General features: G+C 56.0%; 26 protein-coding genes. 22 read left to right on the top strand and 4 right to left on the bottom strand.

The window, feature by feature from the left end:
* Positions 1-20 precede the first annotated feature (20 nt).
* Together ACR0K4_RS11840 and ACR0K4_RS11835 are read right to left on the bottom strand one after the other, a co-directional pair.
* Positions 21-719 carry a hypothetical protein gene (locus ACR0K4_RS11840; RefSeq protein WP_480854112.1) on the bottom strand — a complete coding sequence of 233 codons (699 nt, stop codon included), beginning with the start codon at positions 717-719 and terminating at the stop codon, positions 21-23.
* A 340-nt stretch (positions 720-1059) separates the two neighbouring features.
* Entirely contained in the window at positions 1060-1449 is a 390-nt protein-coding gene (locus ACR0K4_RS11835; protein ID WP_480854111.1) for an Arc family DNA-binding protein, read from the bottom strand.
* A 102-nt stretch (positions 1450-1551) separates the two neighbouring features.
* Between ACR0K4_RS11835 and ACR0K4_RS11830 the strand changes: the two genes are divergently transcribed.
* The 6 genes from ACR0K4_RS11830 (at position 1552) to ACR0K4_RS11805 (ending at position 4868) form a co-directional block, all read left to right on the top strand.
* Positions 1552-1725, top strand: a complete 174-nt coding sequence (locus ACR0K4_RS11830) for an Arc family DNA-binding protein (RefSeq protein WP_480854109.1) — start codon at positions 1552-1554, stop codon at positions 1723-1725.
* 66 nt (positions 1726-1791) lie between these two features.
* Entirely contained in the window at positions 1792-2544 is a 753-nt protein-coding gene (locus ACR0K4_RS11825) for a phage antirepressor KilAC domain-containing protein (RefSeq protein WP_480854108.1), read from the top strand.
* Between the two features lie 86 nt (positions 2545-2630).
* A complete protein-coding gene (locus ACR0K4_RS11820) occupies positions 2631-3017 on the top strand; it encodes a hypothetical protein (RefSeq protein WP_480854107.1) in 387 nt (128 codons plus the stop codon).
* The gene (locus tag ACR0K4_RS11815; RefSeq protein ID WP_480854106.1) at positions 3017-3226 is read left to right on the top strand and encodes a hypothetical protein; all 210 of its coding nucleotides are present in this window, start codon (positions 3017-3019) and stop codon (positions 3224-3226) included. Before ACR0K4_RS11820 ends, ACR0K4_RS11815 begins: the two co-directional genes overlap by 1 nt.
* A gap of 218 nt (positions 3227-3444) precedes the next feature.
* Positions 3445-3810: a hypothetical protein gene (locus ACR0K4_RS11810; RefSeq protein WP_480854105.1), complete on the top strand. Its 366-nt coding sequence runs from the start codon at positions 3445-3447 to the stop codon at positions 3808-3810.
* Entirely contained in the window at positions 3807-4868 is a 1062-nt protein-coding gene (locus ACR0K4_RS11805) for a hypothetical protein (protein WP_480854104.1), read from the top strand. Before ACR0K4_RS11810 ends, ACR0K4_RS11805 begins: the two co-directional genes overlap by 4 nt.
* A 231-nt stretch (positions 4869-5099) precedes the next feature.
* Here the strand turns inward: ACR0K4_RS11805 and ACR0K4_RS11800 are convergent, their stop codons facing one another.
* Together ACR0K4_RS11800 and ACR0K4_RS11795 are read right to left on the bottom strand one after the other, a co-directional pair.
* Positions 5100-5819: a hypothetical protein gene (locus ACR0K4_RS11800; protein WP_480854103.1), complete on the bottom strand. Its 720-nt coding sequence runs from the start codon at positions 5817-5819 to the stop codon at positions 5100-5102.
* A 4-nt stretch (positions 5820-5823) separates the two neighbouring features.
* A complete protein-coding gene (locus ACR0K4_RS11795; RefSeq protein WP_480854102.1) occupies positions 5824-6567 on the bottom strand; it encodes a hypothetical protein in 744 nt (247 codons plus the stop codon).
* Here ACR0K4_RS11795 and ACR0K4_RS11790 point away from each other — a divergent pair.
* The 16 genes from ACR0K4_RS11790 (at position 6544) to ACR0K4_RS11715 (ending at position 18372) form a co-directional block, all read left to right on the top strand.
* Positions 6544-9645 carry a hypothetical protein gene (locus ACR0K4_RS11790; RefSeq protein WP_480854101.1) on the top strand — a complete coding sequence of 1034 codons (3102 nt, stop codon included), beginning with the start codon at positions 6544-6546 and terminating at the stop codon, positions 9643-9645. The two genes, ACR0K4_RS11795 and ACR0K4_RS11790, sit on opposite strands and share 24 nt — an antisense overlap.
* On the top strand, positions 9645-10562 hold the full coding sequence (locus ACR0K4_RS11785) for a hypothetical protein (protein ID WP_480854100.1): 918 nt from the start codon (positions 9645-9647) through the stop codon (positions 10560-10562). The genes ACR0K4_RS11790 and ACR0K4_RS11785 overlap by 1 nt, the downstream gene beginning before the upstream one ends.
* Complete coding sequence (locus ACR0K4_RS11780) at positions 10562-11551, top strand: pyocin knob domain-containing protein (protein WP_480854099.1); 990 nt, start codon at positions 10562-10564, stop codon at positions 11549-11551. Before ACR0K4_RS11785 ends, ACR0K4_RS11780 begins: the two co-directional genes overlap by 1 nt.
* Positions 11551-11928, top strand: coding sequence for a hypothetical protein (locus ACR0K4_RS11775; protein WP_480854098.1), 378 nt, complete (start codon positions 11551-11553; stop codon positions 11926-11928). The genes ACR0K4_RS11780 and ACR0K4_RS11775 overlap by 1 nt, the downstream gene beginning before the upstream one ends.
* Before the next feature lie 17 nt (positions 11929-11945).
* Positions 11946-12293, top strand: a complete 348-nt coding sequence (locus tag ACR0K4_RS11770) for a thermonuclease family protein (RefSeq protein ID WP_480854097.1) — start codon at positions 11946-11948, stop codon at positions 12291-12293.
* A gap of 13 nt (positions 12294-12306) precedes the next feature.
* Entirely contained in the window at positions 12307-12903 is a 597-nt protein-coding gene (locus ACR0K4_RS11765; protein ID WP_480854096.1) for a hypothetical protein, read from the top strand.
* Positions 12904-12964: 61 nt separating this feature from the next.
* Entirely contained in the window at positions 12965-13462 is a 498-nt protein-coding gene (locus ACR0K4_RS11760) for an N-acetylmuramoyl-L-alanine amidase (RefSeq protein WP_480854095.1), read from the top strand.
* A gap of 11 nt (positions 13463-13473) precedes the next feature.
* On the top strand, positions 13474-13734 hold the full coding sequence (locus tag ACR0K4_RS11755) for a hypothetical protein (protein ID WP_480854094.1): 261 nt from the start codon (positions 13474-13476) through the stop codon (positions 13732-13734).
* Positions 13731-13934 (top strand): hypothetical protein, encoded by a 204-nt coding sequence (locus ACR0K4_RS11750; RefSeq protein WP_480854093.1) that lies wholly within the window; start codon positions 13731-13733, stop codon positions 13932-13934. The genes ACR0K4_RS11755 and ACR0K4_RS11750 overlap by 4 nt, the downstream gene beginning before the upstream one ends.
* Positions 13931-14065 (top strand): hypothetical protein, encoded by a 135-nt coding sequence (locus tag ACR0K4_RS11745; RefSeq protein WP_480854092.1) that lies wholly within the window; start codon positions 13931-13933, stop codon positions 14063-14065. The genes ACR0K4_RS11750 and ACR0K4_RS11745 overlap by 4 nt, the downstream gene beginning before the upstream one ends.
* A gap of 24 nt (positions 14066-14089) precedes the next feature.
* Positions 14090-14230, top strand: a complete 141-nt coding sequence (locus ACR0K4_RS11740; protein ID WP_480854091.1) for a hypothetical protein — start codon at positions 14090-14092, stop codon at positions 14228-14230.
* A gap of 51 nt (positions 14231-14281) precedes the next feature.
* Positions 14282-14689 (top strand): hypothetical protein, encoded by a 408-nt coding sequence (locus ACR0K4_RS11735; RefSeq protein ID WP_480854090.1) that lies wholly within the window; start codon positions 14282-14284, stop codon positions 14687-14689.
* Positions 14690-14731: 42 nt separating this feature from the next.
* Positions 14732-16054, top strand: a complete 1323-nt coding sequence (locus ACR0K4_RS11730; protein ID WP_480854089.1) for a right-handed parallel beta-helix repeat-containing protein — start codon at positions 14732-14734, stop codon at positions 16052-16054.
* Positions 16055-16056: 2 nt separating this feature from the next.
* Positions 16057-16542, top strand: coding sequence for a hypothetical protein (locus tag ACR0K4_RS11725; protein ID WP_480854088.1), 486 nt, complete (start codon positions 16057-16059; stop codon positions 16540-16542).
* Between the two features lies 1 nt (position 16543).
* The gene (locus tag ACR0K4_RS11720) at positions 16544-18100 is read left to right on the top strand and encodes a hypothetical protein (RefSeq protein WP_480854087.1); all 1557 of its coding nucleotides are present in this window, start codon (positions 16544-16546) and stop codon (positions 18098-18100) included.
* Positions 18100-18372, top strand: coding sequence for a phage fiber-tail adaptor protein (locus tag ACR0K4_RS11715; RefSeq protein WP_480854086.1), 273 nt, complete (start codon positions 18100-18102; stop codon positions 18370-18372). Before ACR0K4_RS11720 ends, ACR0K4_RS11715 begins: the two co-directional genes overlap by 1 nt.
* Positions 18373-18928: the final 556 nt, after the last annotated feature.

Below are 18928 nucleotides of genomic sequence, written 5' to 3'. Positions count from 1 at the left end.
GAGAGTTTCGAGCGGGTCATTTACTCCGCCTGGTTTTCTTGTTTGGAAGGGTTGAACCGTGGCCGTCTTTGCTCACCGGTTTTCGTTGCAATCTCACGCTTCAGCCGAGCAACCATCGTCAGGTGAATGTGGAAGGTTTTGCTCAGCATCTCCTGGACTTCTGGGAAGTCATCGAGATCAGGTCTATTGAACGCAGCTCTTCCAGCTTCGTTCAGCTGTCTAAGTTCTCTGGTGGGGAGAAGTAGAATTTGAAGACACGCTTTCTCATAGTCTCGGACGATCTCTTCGTGTTTTGGAAAAGTACGAGCATACAAAGCTGGATTCTCCAACCAGCCAAGCAAGTCTTGCTCTTTTGGATCGGATCTCTCCTCAACCGTTTGGCGCTCCGCCTCCTTTTGCTTGGCTTGCGCTACCGCCTTGCGAAAGGCTGCTTTGGCACGCTCTAGTTCTTTCTCGCTTATGTCAAACCCAGATGGAAGCGAAGACCTAAACTTCGATAAATCAGCGGTGTCCGTTTCTTGGGCAAGGTTTTGCACTAGCGTCGTGAGGAACTGTCGCTGAACATCAGTTTCAGGGTCATTCTCTGCAACTTTGGAGGAGCTGCCAGCAGCGTTTGCGTCAAGACGCCGATCAGAGTAGATCGCAAAGATAACACCAACGGCGGCGGTCAGCAGGCCAGCACCTACAAGTAAGAAGCCAATTTGTTCAAATCCAGTCACTCGGGTTTACCTTCTTTGCGAAGAAACCGCATCATAGCAGGAGAAATCCACCAAAGCATCAAGCCCAAAACAAAGAGTAGGCCATTTACGGACTTGGTTGAGTCTTTCAGCTTGTCCGCGAAAGCTGCGACTATGATTGCGTACGCAATGGTAGAAATAAGGCCTGCAAACAACTTGATGCGCTCATTGTGGGTCGCAATCGGGTCCTTCACTTTCCGCGTCATCAAATGTCACTCGTTTTAAAATCTAGGTCACGTTACCCGAATGTAAGCGCTATCTGCAAATCCGATGGCCATAAGTCACCCCTGACTTACCCGTCACCGCTTTTTGGGGGCGGGGGTTAGTCTTCACCGGGCGCTTTCACCTTTGGCAGGCTGCCAATAAGCGGAGCGTCAGGATCAAAGTCCTTCATGACGAATTCCACCATCGCGTCCGTATCCACGTCGCCGTATTCAACCATGATAGTGAGGAATTCTTTGATGAGTTGCCTTTTGTCCTCTGGGTTCTCGATTTTGTCATATTGGCTTGGGAGCTTTTCAAGGAACGAAATAACATCTTCAATCAGTTCCTTAGGTGCTGGCTCCGGGTACTTCTCTGAAAGCACCTCAACAAGCTCGCTGTTGACTGATCTACCGTTGCTTTCTGCCGCCAATTTTATCCGATCTCTTAGCTCGGGGGAAATTCGAAGCGCAATTTGAACAACTGCATCGCCAGTTTTGCGGGCAACCATGATGTGAGTCCTTTTTTGCAATCAATTTAATTTTCGCGGTTGACTGTCAATTGCTATTGAATTAATTGTAAGCGTATCAATAGCATTATGGAGACACTTAAAATGGTAAGCAACATTCAGGGAAAACCAGGCGAGGGCATTGCGCAAGTCGCTGTCCGGTTGCCGGTTAGCCTGAGGGACAAGCTTAAGAACGTCGCTGGCGAGCGCGGTCAGAGCGTCAACACGCTGATCGTGATGACCATGGCAAAGGAGGCTGAGCAAGCTTCGGAAAAGTGAAGGCCGTCAGAGTTCTTGGCGGAACTGACGGCCTTCTAAGAAAAACCTCACGAAAGGAATTCTCTTATGGAGAACTTACTACCGAAAGTAGTGAAATACAACCAAGACCATTTTGATCTGGTCAACAACGACTTGAAAACCACTTCGCGTGTGATTGCCGAGAAGTTCGGCAAAGAGCACCGCAATGTCATGCGCGACATTCGCGAACTCATTAAAGGGCAGCCAGATTGGGGTGCGCTCAATTTTGAGCAGACCCCATATGTCGATGGACAGAACGGTCAGACCTACCAAATGTTTGAAATGACCCGCGACGGGTACTCTATGCTTGTCATGGGCTTCACGGGTAAGAAGGCGATGGCTTGGAAGATCAAGTTCCTCGAAGCCTTCAATGTGATGGAAGAGCAGATCAAGGCGTCTGGGGGCTTTTCGGTTCCTCAAACGTTCGGTGAAGCCTTGCAGTTGGCAGCGGATCAACACAAGCAGATCGAATCCATGCAGGCCGATGTAAACGCACTGGACCGGATTGCTAGCGCAGACGGCAGCCTGACTATTACGGAGCTAGCGAAGAACCTCGGCATTCGTCCAAAGGATGCCTTTACATGGTTGAGCCAGAACGGCTGGATTTATAAGCGCCCGGGCGGCTCTGCTTGGCTTGGCTATCAAAGCAAATGCAACATGGGGTTGCTGGAGCACAAGACAACGACCGTTTTGCGCCCGGATGGTTCCGAAAAAGTCACAGAGCAGGTTCGTGTCACTGCAAAAGGCCTGACTCGCTTGGCCAAGCTCATTCCCGGTGTGGCTCGGGAGGTGATGGCATGAAACGGAGAGATTTCGTAGCAGCCGCCCTCGCAATTGCACCGGCGTCTGCAGCAACAGCGTTTCAGGTGCCCGTCAAAGAGGCTGAAATGCCCGATCTGCCGGACTGGTGGAAGAAGGTCAGCGACATGGAGACCGAAACGCCCATTCAAATGCTGTTCGAGCAATGGGGGCCACTTCTGGCCCAATACGAAAACCTGCTTGACGAAAACAGCGCTGTCTTGGTTCGGGAGCAGGACAGGGGAAACCCCAAGGCTTCTGCGGCGGAAAGCGCGCACTTTCACAAGTCGGTCGAACCAGTTCAGGACGCTTTCCTGAAGCTGGAAGATCAAATCATGGGTGCTGAGCCGGAGAACTTTAAGGACTTGGCAGTGCAAGTCATCGTTGCATCCCGGTGTGACGGCATCGGCAGTGAAGATGGCGGTCAAGGGCTAAGCAATTCAGCGCGCCGGTTGCTGAGCGGGGAGGTGGCTTGATGGACGAGATGGATATCACCGAAGCCGAAGCAATCCTTGATGAGGTTGTTCGCGGCTTGGTCGCGGCAGGCATGGATGACGTAGAAGCTATCTCGGAACTGGCATGCAGCTTGGTGAAAGCCAACCGACCTGAGGTTTTGGTGCCTTACGGGAAGATGGCTCTGGAGCAGGAAATTCAGGAAGCGATGAAGAATTTTAGCGGTATCTGAACCGCAGGGCGGCAGCGGGGAAACAGTTTAGCGACGCTCCCCGCTGCCTGAATCGACCGACCGTGTTGACGCACGGAGCGGTCCCACCAATGAGGAAAGGACCCTCACCGATGAATGCTGAAACCAATAAGACAAACTTGCCGACCTCGGCAAGTAAATCACTACCCGCGCAGGCTCGGTTTGAAGGATATCGGGTTGCTGCACGGGAAGCCGGGAAGATGTCCCGCGTCAAGCTGACAGACCAAATCCTGCGCTTCACCACGTATGTTGATCCGGAAGGTAAGAAATCCAGTTGCCCGGAGCGTGCGTTCTCGAACTTCACACGCTCGATCTACGCGCCGCTTGGGTTGAACAAGGCCAAGGCCGAAGAACTCCTTCACGGTCGCGACGATTTCGACGTGCACCTGCTCAATACGCTGAGCTTCATTGAAGATGCATGCGCTGAACTGCTGAAAGAAGGAATGGACAACGAAGTGTCTCGCGCTGAGATCAAGAAGGCATTCCAGACTTTGGTGTCTGAAATGGCCGATCAGTACCATCGCCTGCTGGACCGCGAATACTTTAAGAAGGAATCCAAACATTGAGCGGGGACATCGTACAAGGCGGTCGGACCCAAGGGTCCGACCTGACCGAAGCCGAGGTTGATCGGCTAGCTAATCTTGCAACGGAGATCGCTCATTTCTCGACAATGGCCAACGCGTCTCGGATATTTGCGGGTCGCGCGCTATTGGAAGCTCGTGAGATTTTTTCTAGCGATCAGGAATTTGGTTCGTGGCGTCAAGAAGTACTACCGGGTCTCCACCAAAAAGAAGCCCTTCGGTACATGCATGTGGCCAAAGAGTATGGAGATCGACCCAAGATCATCGAGGCGTTGTCGTTCAGGACTTTGAGAGCGCTTGCCGCACCATCCACACCACAGGAGGTCAGGGATAGCGTTGAGGCAAAGGCTGAAGGTGGAGAGTCCACGACTGCGGCAGAAGTGGAGCGTATGGTTCGCGAGACCCGCGCCGCAAATACGAGGGCCGAGCAGGCCGAAGCTGAGTCTGAGCGCCATAAACGCCGCGCAGAAGCTGCATTGGATGGCCAACAAGAGGCGGTGGAAAAAGCCAAGACAGAGGCCAGCCGAGCAGAGCGGGAAAAACTTGACGGTCAGATTCGCGAGTTGCAAGACCAACTTTCGCAAAGCAAGCAAAAGCTTGAGACTGCCACCAAAGATGCTGCGGATGCCGCTACGAGAAAGATACAAGCTGAAGCGGAAAGCCTGATTCAGGAAAAGCAAGATCAGGTACAAAGCGAACTGGACAAAGCACTCAAGCGGAAGGTGGAGGCCGAGAAAGCGGTTGAGGGGCTGGTCCGGCGTAAGGATTTCTTACAGGAAAAGGTGGATGATCTAAGCGATTTTCTGGCCAGCAAAGAAGCCGCTACGCATGAGGCTGAGCAAGTCGATAGCGCGCTAAAGGGGATCACGCGAACGCTGACCAGAGAACTTGGCGTTATCAGCACCATGGAGCATGACCATGGCGATGTGCTCACAAAAACGGCGGCCAACACCGCTCGTATGTGCAGGGACATGGCCGAGGCAATCGAGATGAAATTCCAGCGTGATGTTCAGTTCGATGTGATCGAAGGAAGCAAGTTATGATGGTGTCAACCGAGAGCCCCTTGTTCCGAGACATGCTTTCTTCAATTCAATCGGCAGTGGATATGTTGGATCACTTGGACGCCAAATACTTCGATCAAGATCAGTTTGCGAATGATCCGGAGTTTCAATCTCTATTCAAACGGTTCCACGGCGACATTGCATGCGTTTCGGATGCGTTGCGGGCCGCAGTAGATGCGTGAGTGAAATGGGGCAGCCCGCTAAGGGCTGTCTCTATCCATAGCCCAGTTCGATCAACTTCTTGTCGCCGATGTGCTTACAAAAGCGCTCTAGGTCGCGACGAATTCCGAATACCTGGCGGCAGGCTTTGCAAACAACAGGACCGTCTGGGTTATTGTCTTCCGGCATCTCAAGGATGTAACCGCCACAATCACAGCAGTGAAACTCGAAGGAGTAGGTAACGTTCCCCTGGCTATCGTCGGTGACTTCTTTCACGTTGACGTTTAGCCTTTCAATACTCATTTGGAGAACATCCTGCAATTTGTCCCCTGACGGTTCGCGATGCAGATTGGGCTTCCAATAGTCTCGAAAGTGCTTGTCATAGGCCGCAATGAAGCGATCCCGAAGTTCAACTTCTTTTGCGCGCTTCAAGATGATCGGAATGCGTTTGCTCATACTGGCTGATGGGTAATGAGCCCAAGCAAACCAGTCATCCAGATGCGCTTTCAGGTGGTTTACATGAAAACCAAGGGCATAGTTGGTGTCACCATATACCGGATGGTTTTTGTCTCTTTGCGGGTGTGCGGCGGTTGACGCTGTTCGCTCTATATCCTTCTTCAACTGGGCGTGAAACCGATCCCAATCTTCACCGGGAGGGCATCGTTTCTTTCTTGGCCGCTCTTTGTAAAAACGGTCCAACTCGGAAAGAACAGGGGTTTCCTCAAGGCGTTGGATTAACGCCTCTAATGCAAGACGTTCGTTGTCGGGGATCAATGTCCTAACCTTTTTCTTCCAATCTTTGCCACGCTTCTTCCTGAGCGTCTCTGGGGTGCTTCTCTTTCAACCGCTCAAGATCGGCAGTTATCTCATCAACCGGACGTGGTTGGGGTGTATCTGATGCTTCTCTGGTGGCTTCGTCTTGTGGGGCTGATCGAAGTGTATCCCTGATGTCTGTGAGTAAGGAAATCACTCGCTCAAACGCGAAAAACAAAACACCTGAGATCGCCAAAGAGATGGCCACGGTGATCAAATAGAGTTCCGCGCCATCAAGCGCGATAAACAAGACGAACGCTGCGAGAGCCCAAGCGGCATACGCAATCCAAGCCAAAATCTTCATCGAAAACCACTCCTTCAGAATTGAATGGAGATTGCGGCGTTTACCCTGAAAGGACAACCCTTGGTCGATTTCCCCCGATTGGTAATGGAAGCTGACACTCGCGGCATGCAAAAAGGCGAGATCGCGCTTGAACGGGTAGCTCAAGCTGCAGAGCGTGTCGACAAGCGCGTCCGAGATGCAAGTGGGCGTTTTGTTAAGGCGGGAAGCGCGGCAAACCAAGTTGCGGCTGGTTTCAAAAATAGTGCCGGAGCCGCCGATGAGCTCGCAAAGGCATCCCAAAAGGCCAAGGATGCTATGGGTCCGTTGGCAGGGCGAACAACAAAGGCAAGTAAGTCCTTTAAGGACTTGTTTTCTACGCTCGGCAACTCGCATCGGTTCCGCATGACCGCCGTCCAGCTCGGGCAAGTTAGTCAGCAAATGATTGCGGGAACCTCGGCGGCGCGTGCATTGTCCATCCAGGCTGCTGACCTGTTGCTGCCATTCGGAACAATGGGCGCCGTATTGGGCGTTGCTTCAGGTGCTTTCGTGCCTTTGATAGAGAGCATCCTCGGAGCAGGTGACGAATCTGAAAAGTCGAAAGATCATATTGAGGACCTTGCTGAAGCGGTAGATCGTCTCGCTGGCGTATCGCAAGCCTCAGGCGCTGACATCCAAAAATACTTGGGAGATACATTCGGTGTTCTTTCGAGAGATGTGCAAGCACTCATAGACGATCTGCGGGCGGCGGAGTTTGGTGTTATCTCAAACAAAATTCGCCGCGAGTTCGAGTTGGTTACGGGCGACCTGACAAGACTAAGTGGTGCATTTGAGGTCTTCTGGGAGGACTTCACGAATCCGGGCAGCATCGATCCCGGGTACTTGGCTCAGATACAGCAGATTATCAAACAGGCGGGCATCGCTTATCCCGAGTTTGTAAGGCTTGACGAAGCCATGGAGGCAGTTTTCGCGGCCCGATCAACTGAAGATTTGGTGTCAGGTTTGGCCAACGCGCGGACTATTGCCTCAGACATTGGCGGGCCGATAGGAAAACAAGTCTCGAAAGCCCTATTGGATGCAGCAAAAGAGAGCGGTGTACTGAACCGTGTATTGGCTTCAGCAGCAGGGGAGGTTGATAGTACTACTGAAGCCCTCCGCGATGCTGAACTTGCTGCCCGCAACCTTGCGTCGGCCCTGCAATCGGCTGCTGGCTTCTCTGCCGGACTTGAAGACGGCGTTCGCGTTCTTGAGGCAGAGATAAAGGCGCTGGAAGGCGGTGCAGACGCCGCCATAGCCAGTCAGATTGAGCTAAAGCGCATCAGGGCAGAGAATGTCCGTGATGCGGCAATTGCGGCTGGTGAGGATCGTATTGCCGCAGAGGCGCGTTATGCGTTGGATTTAGACGCCATTGAGGCAACGGGTGTGCTCACTGCCCGAAAGAAAGCCTTGGCAGAAGTTAACCGAAAGACCGGGAATGCAGCGCGATCAGGCGCCACCTCCACCATCGCCGCCCTGCGTCGTGAGATATCCCAGCGCCAAATGCTCCTGAACGTCACCGGCCGTGAACGCCAGCACTTGCAGGCGGTCTATGATGTTCAGCGCCGTCTTGGCAAAGACGCATCCAAGTTGACAAAATCTCAGATCAATGGGCTGGCCGATCAGGTTGTGGAACTCGAAAACACCGAAGCCGCGATGAGGAACGTTTTGGGCTTGCAGGAGCAGTGGAGCCAACAAATCACGCGAACGGCGTTCGAAGGCGGCAATTTGCGGGATGTGGTCAAGGGAATGTTGAGAGACATCGCACTGCAATTTGCCTCCGCGCGGATCGTCCTCCCGGTGGTGGCCTCAGTCACGAGCATTCTGGGTCTCGGTGGTATCGTCGCCGGTGGTGCGGCCCTGCAGGGCGCGTCTACGGCTGTGGGGCTTGCCAACCTGACCTCTGGCGGTGGTTTGCTGGGTACTGCCGCAGCCAACGTCGGCGGGTTTCTCGGCGGCGTGGGGCAGGGCATCGGGGGCGTTCTGTCCGGTGGTGGTACCGGCAGTTCCTTTGCCAACCTCGGTGGGTTGCTTTCCGGGTCTGTGGGTGGCGCAGGTGCCATCGGGGCGGCCATTCCGGCCCTGGGTGTCATTGCAGGTGCAGGATTGTTCCTGAAGAACGCGTTCAGCCGGGAATTCGAGGGCACCAGCCTTCGTGGCCGGGTGACGGGAAGCGGCGTAAATGCCCGTTATGTCGATCACTACGGCGGTGGTTTGTTTCGGTCGGATGCCCGCAAACGAAGACCGATTGAGGCAAGCTTTCAGCGGGCGTTGGACGATGCCATTCTGGGGCGCGTGGCGACGATCCGCGAGGGCGCAGATGCGCTTGGTCTCTCTACCAACGGCCTGAGCGGATTCCGGGGCCGGAAGTTCCGCATTTGGACCAAGAACAAGAGCCCGGAAGAAATCCAGCGCCGCATTGATCGCCGGATTCTCAACACTGCTGATGACATGGCGCGGTTGGTTCTTGGCACAAACAGGTTCTCGCGCTCGGGCGAGCGGGCCTATGACACCCTGCGGCGTCTGTCCACGCATCTGACCAGCGTCAATGATCTGTTCGAGGCCATGGGCAAGATGCCGTTCATGGCAAGCCTGACCGGGGCTGGTATGGCTTCCGATCTGGTGCGGCGGTTCGGTGGACTGGATCAACTGAACACGTCAGTGACCGGATATTATGAGGAATTTTACTCACAAGAAGAACGGCGCGCTCACACCCTGAAATCCCTGAACATGCAGATGGCTGCTCTTGGTGTGGCTATGCCTCGAAGCCGGGCGCAATTCCGTGAGCTTGTAGAGAGCATCGACCTGTCCAGCGCAAGTGGCCGTCAGCTTTATACCGATCTGATCGGCCTGTCTGATGCGATGGCCTTTGCCTTCCCGGAGTTCCTGAACCAGTTCCGCACGTTCCTGGATGAGATACTGAACACAAACCTGACACCCGCATCCGGATCGCAGGTGCTGGCCGCAAACAGGTCGCGCTTCAACATGGCTGTTGATCTGGCCGCCGCAGGAGATTCAGCAGCGGCCCAGCAGGTCACAGGTTACGCCCGCACATACCTCAACAGCCTGCGCGCGAATGCACGGTCTGAAGAAGAATACCGGCGCAGCGCGGCCCGCGTGTTGGCGCAGATCAGCGGATTGGCTGACATGGCCGATTTGGCAAATGGTGTCATTCCTCAGTTTGCCATGGGTGGGTTTCACACCGGCGGTGGCCGGATTGTTGGCGAGAACGGCCCGGAATACGAGGTCACTGGACCAGCGCGCTATTACAGCGCGGCACAGACGCGATCGATGATGAACGGCGGAAGCAGCCAGGAATTGCGCGAGGAACTGGCCGCGCTCAGAGCGGAGATTGCCGCATTTCGGAGTGAACAACGCCAACTTGGTTTGAGCCAGAACCATTACTCCAAGAAGCAGGCGCAAATCACCAACAAGTGGGACCGGATCGGCCTTCCAGCGGAGCAGACCTAGTGAAAGTCATCATACCTATCACAGTGACCGACAGCGTGCTGACGGCCACCAATCTTCCTGTGACCGCTCATCCGGAATGGGACGCTGTCACAAGCTACAATCAGGGGGATCGGGCTTTTAAAGAGGGTGTCTCGGGCAAGCCGTTCCAACTGATTTACGAGTCTGTCAGCAACAGCAACCTGAACAACGATCCCGAGACAGACGATGGAACGCATTGGATCGAGATTGGCGCGACAGAGCAGTATTCGGCCTTCGACCGCAAGATATCAAATACTGCCGAGAAATCAGGATCGATCACCTACACCATAGCGGCCCCATCGCAGTTGACCGGCATTGCATTCTTTGGGCTTGAGGCGGAAAGCCTGACATTGACTGTAAGGGATGCCAGCGCACAGCAGATTTTCACTGTCATGCGGGATCTGATCGACACGACAGAGATCGTGGACTGGTTCACGTTCTACACGTGGGACCCTGAGTTCGACACTGAGACCATCTTCACCGGAGTGCCGGCCTATACCGGGTACGAGGTGGACATAACCATTTCTGCGCCCGCCGGAACGGCAAAGATCGGTCAAATCGTGCTGGGCGAGATGGTCAGCCTGGGTGAGACGCTGAGCGGGACAGAAACCGGAATTGAGGACTTTTCGACCAAAGACCGGGATCAGTTCGGCAACGCTATCCTGGTCGAGAGGCCTTTTGCCGACACGGTAGATTTCTCGTTCAAACTTCCGACAGGCGATGCACGGCGCGTGAAGCGAACTCTGTCGAAGTTGCGCGCCAACCCGTCTGTCTACTTTGCCGGGGAGGGCTTGGAGGAATTCGGGACCATCGTGTTCGGCTTCTTCCAGGATTTCAGCATTCCGCTCAATCACAGCGGAACATCATTCGCAACTCTTGAAATTGAAGGTTTGATCTGATGGCAGCACCAGCAGGAATAACGCCCCCACCCACGCCGCCTTCATTGGCTGATCCGGCCAACTTCGCGCAACTAGCCGCCGCTTTCGTTGCATGGCAAGCCAACTTTGTGAACAACGAATGGGAAAACCTTGATCCCTCAGTATTCTTTGCCGTCCAAAGTGCGCCAGACGCGCTGGAGGCAGGCAACCTGATGCCAGTCGGCGCGTTTGGCATCGGCATTCCGCTGGATTCGGGCAACATCAACAACCGCACCACCTATGGTAACTATTTCGGCTATGGTGGAGCGCATGTGAGCGCGACCGCAGGCACCAACCCGTTCCCCAACCTGAACGGTCCTTTCACACTGTCGGTCGAGAACCACGGCCTCGGCGGCGCAAGCGAGTACATCGTCCAGCGCGCCACCAGCCTAAACCCTGCAGCACCGCAGACAGTGACGCGCCTCAAGACAACAGACGCCGCAGGGTGGAGTGATTGGCTGGGACCGGGCGTGATCTCGAAGGCCACTATCTCTGCCGCGACAACGGTGATTGGCGTCTCTTTACCGTCGGGATTTCGGCGTCATCTTATCGACCTAACCGGCCTGTTCCCGACCACAAACAACTCATCATTGGCGCTGCGCACTAGTTCCGACGGTGGATCAAACATGGATCAGGGTGCCAGCGACTACAGTTGGATCAGATTTGGCATGTCTGACGGAACGTTCTCTCCTGGACAGGACCCCGCTGACAATGAATTTGAGTTCTCTTTCGGCGTCGGGCAGGCGGATCAGTCCAAGTGGACCGGCTATGTCGAGGTTTGGGACGCAGCGGATTCAAGTTTGCGCACAACTTTTCGGACGTGGGGTGTGCACCGGAATATCGCGAACCTGCTGGTTCAGCATTTTCACTCTGGCAGGCGGGAAGCGACACAAGCCGACAACTATCTCGAAATCTACTTTGCCGGGGACACCATTGGCGGCGGTGAAGTGACAGTAACGGGGATTGTGTGATGCAGAAGATCATCGATGGGAAAGCGATCCCGCTGACACCGGCTGAAATCACCGCAAAGCAGGCTGAGATAGCCGCGTATGACGGTCGGATTAAAAAACGTAAGCGGGCCGAAATGGAGCGCGAGGCATTCGCTCTGGCCGCCGCACAGGCGGGGTTCGTCACGTTTCAGGAGGCGACAGACTGGAGCAACGGCAACGCCATGCCTGCCGCGATCCAGACCATGTACAATGGCCTTGACGCGTCTGAGCAGGGACAGGCCTATTTCGACATCATGGCGCGCAGGATGATCCGGCGTAACAGCAGGTGGATGCCGGGTGCTGCACAGGCCTTCGGAACCGATGACGCGGGGATTGATGCCCTGTTTGGTATCACGTGACAGAGGGCGGCGCAGCGATGATCAGCCTCTACACGTATCGTGCTCACGTCGTTGATGTTTATGACGCGGACACAATCACAGTCGATATCGACCTGGGCCTCGAAACATGGGTGCGTGGCGTCAAGGTCCGCCTCTACGGGATCAACGCGCCAGAGGTCCGCGGCCCTGAGCGTCCGGAAGGCCTCCAGTCTCGCGATTGGCTGAGCGAGCGCATCCTTGGCAAGGATATCATCCTTCGCACTTACAGGGACAAGAAGGGCAAATATGGCCGCTGGCTGGGCACCGTGTTCAGTCACGAAAACGAGCGCGTCAGTCTGAATGACCAGATGGTCAACCTCGGGCTGGCCGAAGCGGCTTCATACTAAGGGGCAGGGCGGCATGACCAAACAGCAGATCGGCAAACTGAGTGCCCGCGTCGGCGAGCAGATCGACTACTGGCGGAAGATTGTCAGCGCGCTGATCTTGTTCGGCACCGTTATAACGGCGCTGTGGGTGCAGTTCGTTGGTGACGGCGTGCGGGAAGTTGCTCAGGACTTTCTTGGCATAACCGAAATCTCGGTCAGGCTGGATGAGCTGGAGCGCAATGTCCCTCCGCCATCGGTGGTCGAATGGAACGAAGCCATGGCGCGCCAGCGGGGAACATGCACAGCAGATCGGTGCGTCTATACCCTGAACGGCGCACGGACACGCTACGGCGAAACATGCGGCATGCCGACCATTACACCGTTTCTGCGCAACGCGACGGATGGCCGGTCCATGCCGATCCTCTTTGATGAGGAAAACATGTCGGAGGTGGAGCTGACGCGCACCCCGATTGACTTCGATGTTCACCTGAGAATCCCGCGCCACCGCGCCGAAGGTGACTATAGTTGGGCCGCGAAGCTGGTCTATCCGAAATGTCCCGGCCGCGGGGAGCCTATCCCACGCTGGACACCTTGGTTTCCACTGCGCGTGACAGTTCCAAGCACCCGATAGCCACACCACACAACCCAGCCCTTTGCCCCGCCTGCGGGGTCTTTTGCAATGGAGATTGCCCATGAGATATCTCGACGAAATCGCGATCCACTGCGCAGCCACACGGCCCGAATGGATGCAGGGCAAGCCGACTGCAGACAAGGTTGCGGAGATCACGAGGTGGCATAAGGCGCGCGGCTGGTCTGGCAATGGCTACCATTACGTAATCGACCGCGACGGAACGATCATGGCTGCGAGGCCCGTTGAGCGGACAGGAGCCCATATCAAAGGACACAACAGGGGAAAAATCGCAATCTGCCTGATCGGCGGCCACGGATCGAGCGCGGACGATGATTTCAGTGACAACTTCACCATCGCGCAAGACAAGGCGCTGTGGTCGTTCATTGGCGATCTGAAACGTCAGCACCCCACGATCACCGAGGTAACGGGCCACAACCAGTATGCGGCCAAGGCCTGTCCCGGTTTTAATGTACCGATCTGGCTCCGCAGCCATGCACCCAAGCCCAAGAATCGCCCCTTCGGCGGTCTGATCAAGTTCTTCCGCAACATCTTTGGATGAAAGGACATCCCATGAAACTTGTACTACCCGCCGTTCTGGCGGTTCTTTTCGTGTCCGCGTGTGACTGGTCGGAAGATCGCCAGCAAGCTGCGGCTGACTTCCTTGTTGGCGAAATCCAAGCAGCCAATGCCGAGGGCTTCGATCCGATCAACTTCGACGATGACGAACTGGCGATGCTGGCGCGCGGGTGCCGGTTCGTTGACGTGTTCTACCCCGAGTATGCCGCTGACGCTGCGAAGGTATGCCAAGTGGTGCAGGAGGCTGCGAAATGAACCCGGCAAAATATGCAAAAGCAATTGTTGCCTTCGCTGGCGGTGCAATCGCATGGGTAACCCAGAATGTTCAGGTGACTGATGGGGGTATCTTTATCCCGTTGTCACCAGAGGCTGCAGGAACTGCCGCTGCGGTTGCTGGGTTGGTGTACGCAGTCTGGCGCATCCCGAACCAGCCCGAGACCGACCCGAAACCATGATCCGCGCCACGCTCATACTGCTGTTGCTGGCCTTCCCAGCCCATGCGCAGCAATCCTGCGGGCTGCGGGATCATGTCATTACCAAGCTGCAGGACAACTACGGTGAAGAACTGGCGTTCGGTGGGCTGTAGAAGTCCCGCAACGGACAATCGGTCATGGAAGTCTGGACCTCGCGTGAAACCGGTTCTTACACGATTCTGATCACCCACCCGAACGGCAAAAGCTGCGTCGTGGCGGTCGGCACTGATTTCTTCCAAGTAATTCCTCGGAACACGCCCAAAGGCGATCCGATGTAATCCCCGCGCCGGGTAGGCGCATCAATCCAAAACCACTGAAGGAGATCGGACATGGCCAATGCCATTTACCCGAATTACAAGCAGGCCTTGCTGAGCGGCGGGGCCAATACCGACATGATTGGCGGCAATGTGAAGGCCGTTCTCGTCGATCTGGCCGACTATACCTATTCGGCTGCCCATGAGTTTCTGACCGACTTGCCTGCGGCTGCGCGTGTCGAGACCTCGGCAAACCTGACCGGCAAAACCGCAACGGACGGAACCTTTGATTCCGATAACGTCGCATGGGTAGGCGCCACAGGCGACGAAAGCGAAGCGGTCATTCTCTACATCGATACGGGTGTTGAGGCGACCTCACGCTTGGTTCTGTTCCTGGACACCAACCAGACCGGGTTCCCGATCACGCCGAACACGGGCGACATCAACTACACCGTCGATGCGGCGGGCTGGTTCACCATCTAAGCCCGACCGCACCACCCCCCCCTCAAATCACCGGAGGCAGTCATGCCTAAGAAGATCACGAACTTTGAGCTTCGCGATGCGGAGAAAGGACGGGTCGTTCGCCTGGGCGACAACGCAATGTTGCACAAGGACGGCGCTTATTATGCGTCCAATGATGACGGCGAATGGAAGCGGCTCTATGTCGTCGATCTGGACTCCGATGACGATGATCCGGTTGTTGATCCCGACACGGACACCACGCCTCAGCCGGACCCCGATCCTGCGCCGCAGCCTGATCCTGATCCGGCACCTCAACCCGACCCAGACCCAGCCCCGACGCCACCTGCGCCGACGCCTACACCAACCCCCACGGCGGATGTGACCAACGCCGCAGAGCTTGCACAGGCGGTCAAGACGCCGGGCACCTATCGCCTTGCGCCGGGTGACTACGGCGTGCTGTCGATCCCGACAGACGGCGTGGCGCTTGTGGCTGCTGATCCGGCTCAAAAGCCCAAGTTCTCGGGCCTGTCGATCTCCGGTCGGGATGGCATCGCTCTGGACGGTCTTCATTTCAAGTATGATTACGTGGCCGGGAAGAAAGAAAGCGCAACCCCGTGCAACGTGCTGAACAGCCGCAATGTCGTGATCAGAGATTGCTTGTTTGAAGGCGATGTTGACAGCAACAGCACCGGCACCGGGCGTGGCCTAAAGGCGGACGGATGCACCAACTTCGTGCTTGTCGATTGCGAATTCCATACATGGTGGAAAGGCTTCAGCATCGGCAACAGCTCCGGCATTCGGGTTTTGCGCAACGATGTCCATTCTATTCGCTCTGACGGCATGAACTTCGGTCGGATCGACGGCGGTGTTGTAGATGGCAACTATCTGCATGACTTCGGTGGGTTGTTCGGTTCCGGTGACCACCGCGACATGATCCAGATTCAGCGCTCATCACAGTTGGGCTGCATTGATCTGCACATCATCAACAACCTACTGGATCAGAACCAGGGTAGCTATACGCAGGGCATCTGGTTTGGTCTGGACAAGGGTGACGGCAACGATCCGTCGCACGCGCATCAGGGGCTGGTGATCAGCGACAACACCATCCTGAACAGCCACACCAACTGCATCGCCGGTGATCATTTGTCGAATGCCGAGATCGACCGCAACATTCTGGTGCCGATCCCGCGTGTCGCGAACAAGGCGGGCGCTGAGACACCGCGCATCCGCATCACTGGTCAGGCGACCATGACCGGCAACCAAGCACCCGGCATCAGCCTCAACGGCGCAACCCCAGCCGGAAACACGCAAGTGATGTTTGATGAGGTCGCACAGCGCGCCGCAGCGCAGGCCGATCCACGCTTTGCCCATTTTTTCGGAGGCTGATCATGTCGCTTTCTCTATTTCCTGAGGCCTTCCAGAAGGCGGGCCGCACTTCGGTTGACGCTGCAACTGCCTTGCGCGCGCTGCGCGACAGCACTGGCGACATGAGCTTTTCATTGATTGATCGGGCACAAGGTGCGCTTGGGAATGCAAAGGTCGCTACGGCCCAAGCCCTGACTGAGGGCAATAAGCAGCCAACGAATGCCGAGGCGCAGATGGCTGCGCAGGGCCTCAACCTGACCATGGCAGAGTTCTTCACGAAGGCGAGCACGATCACGGCGATGGCGGATGCATTTCATCAGGCTGCGATTACGGCCATTCATGCGATGCCTGTCGATCAGTTGATTGATCTGGCGCTGCGCGGTCCCGCCGGTCTGCAATATGAAATGCTGCACTACCCTGAGGTCATGCCGTCAGCCATCGCTGACACGCTGCGCCAAAGTCCAGAGCTGGCGAACCTGATCACCGAATTCGAATCTATCGGAGCCTGATATGGGCGCGCCTATTCAGGTCGTCGAGGTCCTGAATACCACGGCCAACGCATCGACCTACAACAGCACCACGGACATTGTTGTTGGCAGCACCGCCGACAGGGCTGTTGCGCTTGCGATCATGGCATCGTCGGGCAGCACCGGGGCCGCGATCACGTTCACTGCGACCCTTGGTGGCGTGGATATGCCCATCAAGGTGTCACCGTCCGCGAATGGTCGAGACTGGTGCGGCATTGCGGTCCTGAAGAACCCGGCATCCGGTGCGTCTGCGGTACAGGTTCAGTTCAGCCACCTGATGCGGTCCTGCATCATCGTGGCGTTGGAGTTTGATGACGTCGATCAGGTCACACCAACCGGCGCGTCAAGTTCTGGGGTGGGCGGTGGAACAGTTGGAAACAGCGTCACCCCCAACCTGACCAGCACCATCGCGGATTCGGTTGGCCTGTATGTCGGATCGCAGCCCGGTGACGGCACACCGATCACCACATCCGGGGCGACAGAGATCTATGAGGGCCGGGTCAACGGCGGATCAACCAGTTCGTCGGACATCTGCGGCGGCGTAGCATGGGAAACCATGTCCACGGTCGGCGCGAACGACTGTACTTTCACCTTCAACCGCAGTGATCGCGTCAACCGCGCCGCCATCGAGATCATCTTCAATGCGGGTGGTGGTGGCGGTGCCCAGACGATTACCGGCTCGGACCACGTTGACGCGGATACCATTGGCTCCGGAACCATTGCCGCGGGCGCTGTGTCGATCACAGGCAGCCTGTTAAGCGATGCGGACACGACAGGCGCGGGGACAGCCTCGTCCGGGCCAGTCACGCTAACAGGTGCCCTGCACGTTGATCCGGACAGCTTCTTTGGCGGCGTTCTGGATGCCGGTGCTGTCACTATTGGCGGTCAGGCCCACACGGACCCGGACACAATTGGCAGCGGGGCGGCATCGCAAGGCGGAGCACCTAGCCAAGGCATCACCGGCTCAGGTCATTCTGATCCCGATACGATTGGCTCTGGCGCGATCGATGTTGGCCCGGTGGTTATTGTTGGGACGCTGCACAGCGATCCGGATACAATCGGCTCTGGTGTGGCAGTTCCAGGCGCGGTGACGCTCACGGGTACGGCCTACGCTGATCCCGATCAGATCGGATCAGGAATTGTCAGTCAGGGCGGACCACCACCGCAGAACCTCGGCGGCACCGCGTTCTCTGATCCGGATACTTTCGGGGCAGGGGCCTTTCAGACCGGGCCCGTGACTATCGGAGGCGGGCATTTCGTCGATCTGGACACGTTTGGCTCAGGCCTGATTGCGGTTGGCAGCATCCAGATTACCGGTCTGCGCTTTGATGATCCTGACAGCTTTGGTGGCGGAATACTGCAGACCGGGCCAGTTGTCATTGCTGGCAGCCTGCATCTGGACGCGGATGTGTTTGGCTCAGGCGTGGTGCAGGACGCGGCCTTTGTTCTGGTCACGCCAGATGAGCGCGTCTTCAAGATCACCGCTGAGAGCCGCGTTCTGAAAATCCCTGCCGAAGATCGAACACTGAGAGTTGCCTGATGAATAGATTAATCAAAGACCCAGCCTCAAAGCTGGACTATGTTTTCGACTGGACTGAATACCTGGCAACGGACGGGGATACGATTGCATCCTACGTCGTCACAGTGACCACCGGCCTGACCAAGGATTCTGACAGCGGAACAGGCGGCGTGGTTACTGTCTGGGTGTCAGGTGGCAGTGCTGAGGTAGAGTACATCATCGACTGCACCATCACCACAGCCGCAGGCCGCATAGTCAGCCGGAAGATCAGGTTGCTTATTCAGGATCGATGATACCCCGGCGTCGGGGGTCTCAGGCGCGTATTCCCAAACAGAGAAAGGGCTTCCAGCCTAGTTTCAATATCTCGAACAGGTGCCCGCTGGTACTTGTTTCTGTCCCTACGACTTAGCCCGTCAGCTTCGCGCTGGCGGGCTTTTTTTGTGATCGCGAATCTTCTCTGGACTTTGAAGGTAATTGAATTGCAATCTATTCTTAATTTTTGCGGCGCATATTGGTTACAGGCAGGTTGTATGTGGTTTTTCGTCAAGGCGACGGTATGGGTACTTGCCCGCATAATTGGTGTACTAGGTTTGTTGGGTTTGATTGCCGGAATCATCGATGACGTTCCTGGTATCAAAGAGACCAAAATCGGCGGTCGGACGCTCACGTTATTGTCCGATGTTTTCACTCGGGGATTGGATATACTATATCACTATCCCATCGGGGTTCTGCTTTGTGTGATCGTTACCTGCATCTTGAGGTTGGTTGTCATTTACCCCCACAGCAAAAAGGCAAAGGAGCAGATTCAGAACAAACGAAGAAAAAAGCGGTCGTCTCTGGGACGCTCGC

It is taken from the genome of Ruegeria sp. K11 (assembly GCF_056531905.1).
Note: the sequence above shows the minus strand (reverse complement) of the source record. Positions and strands in the feature narration are given on the sequence as shown.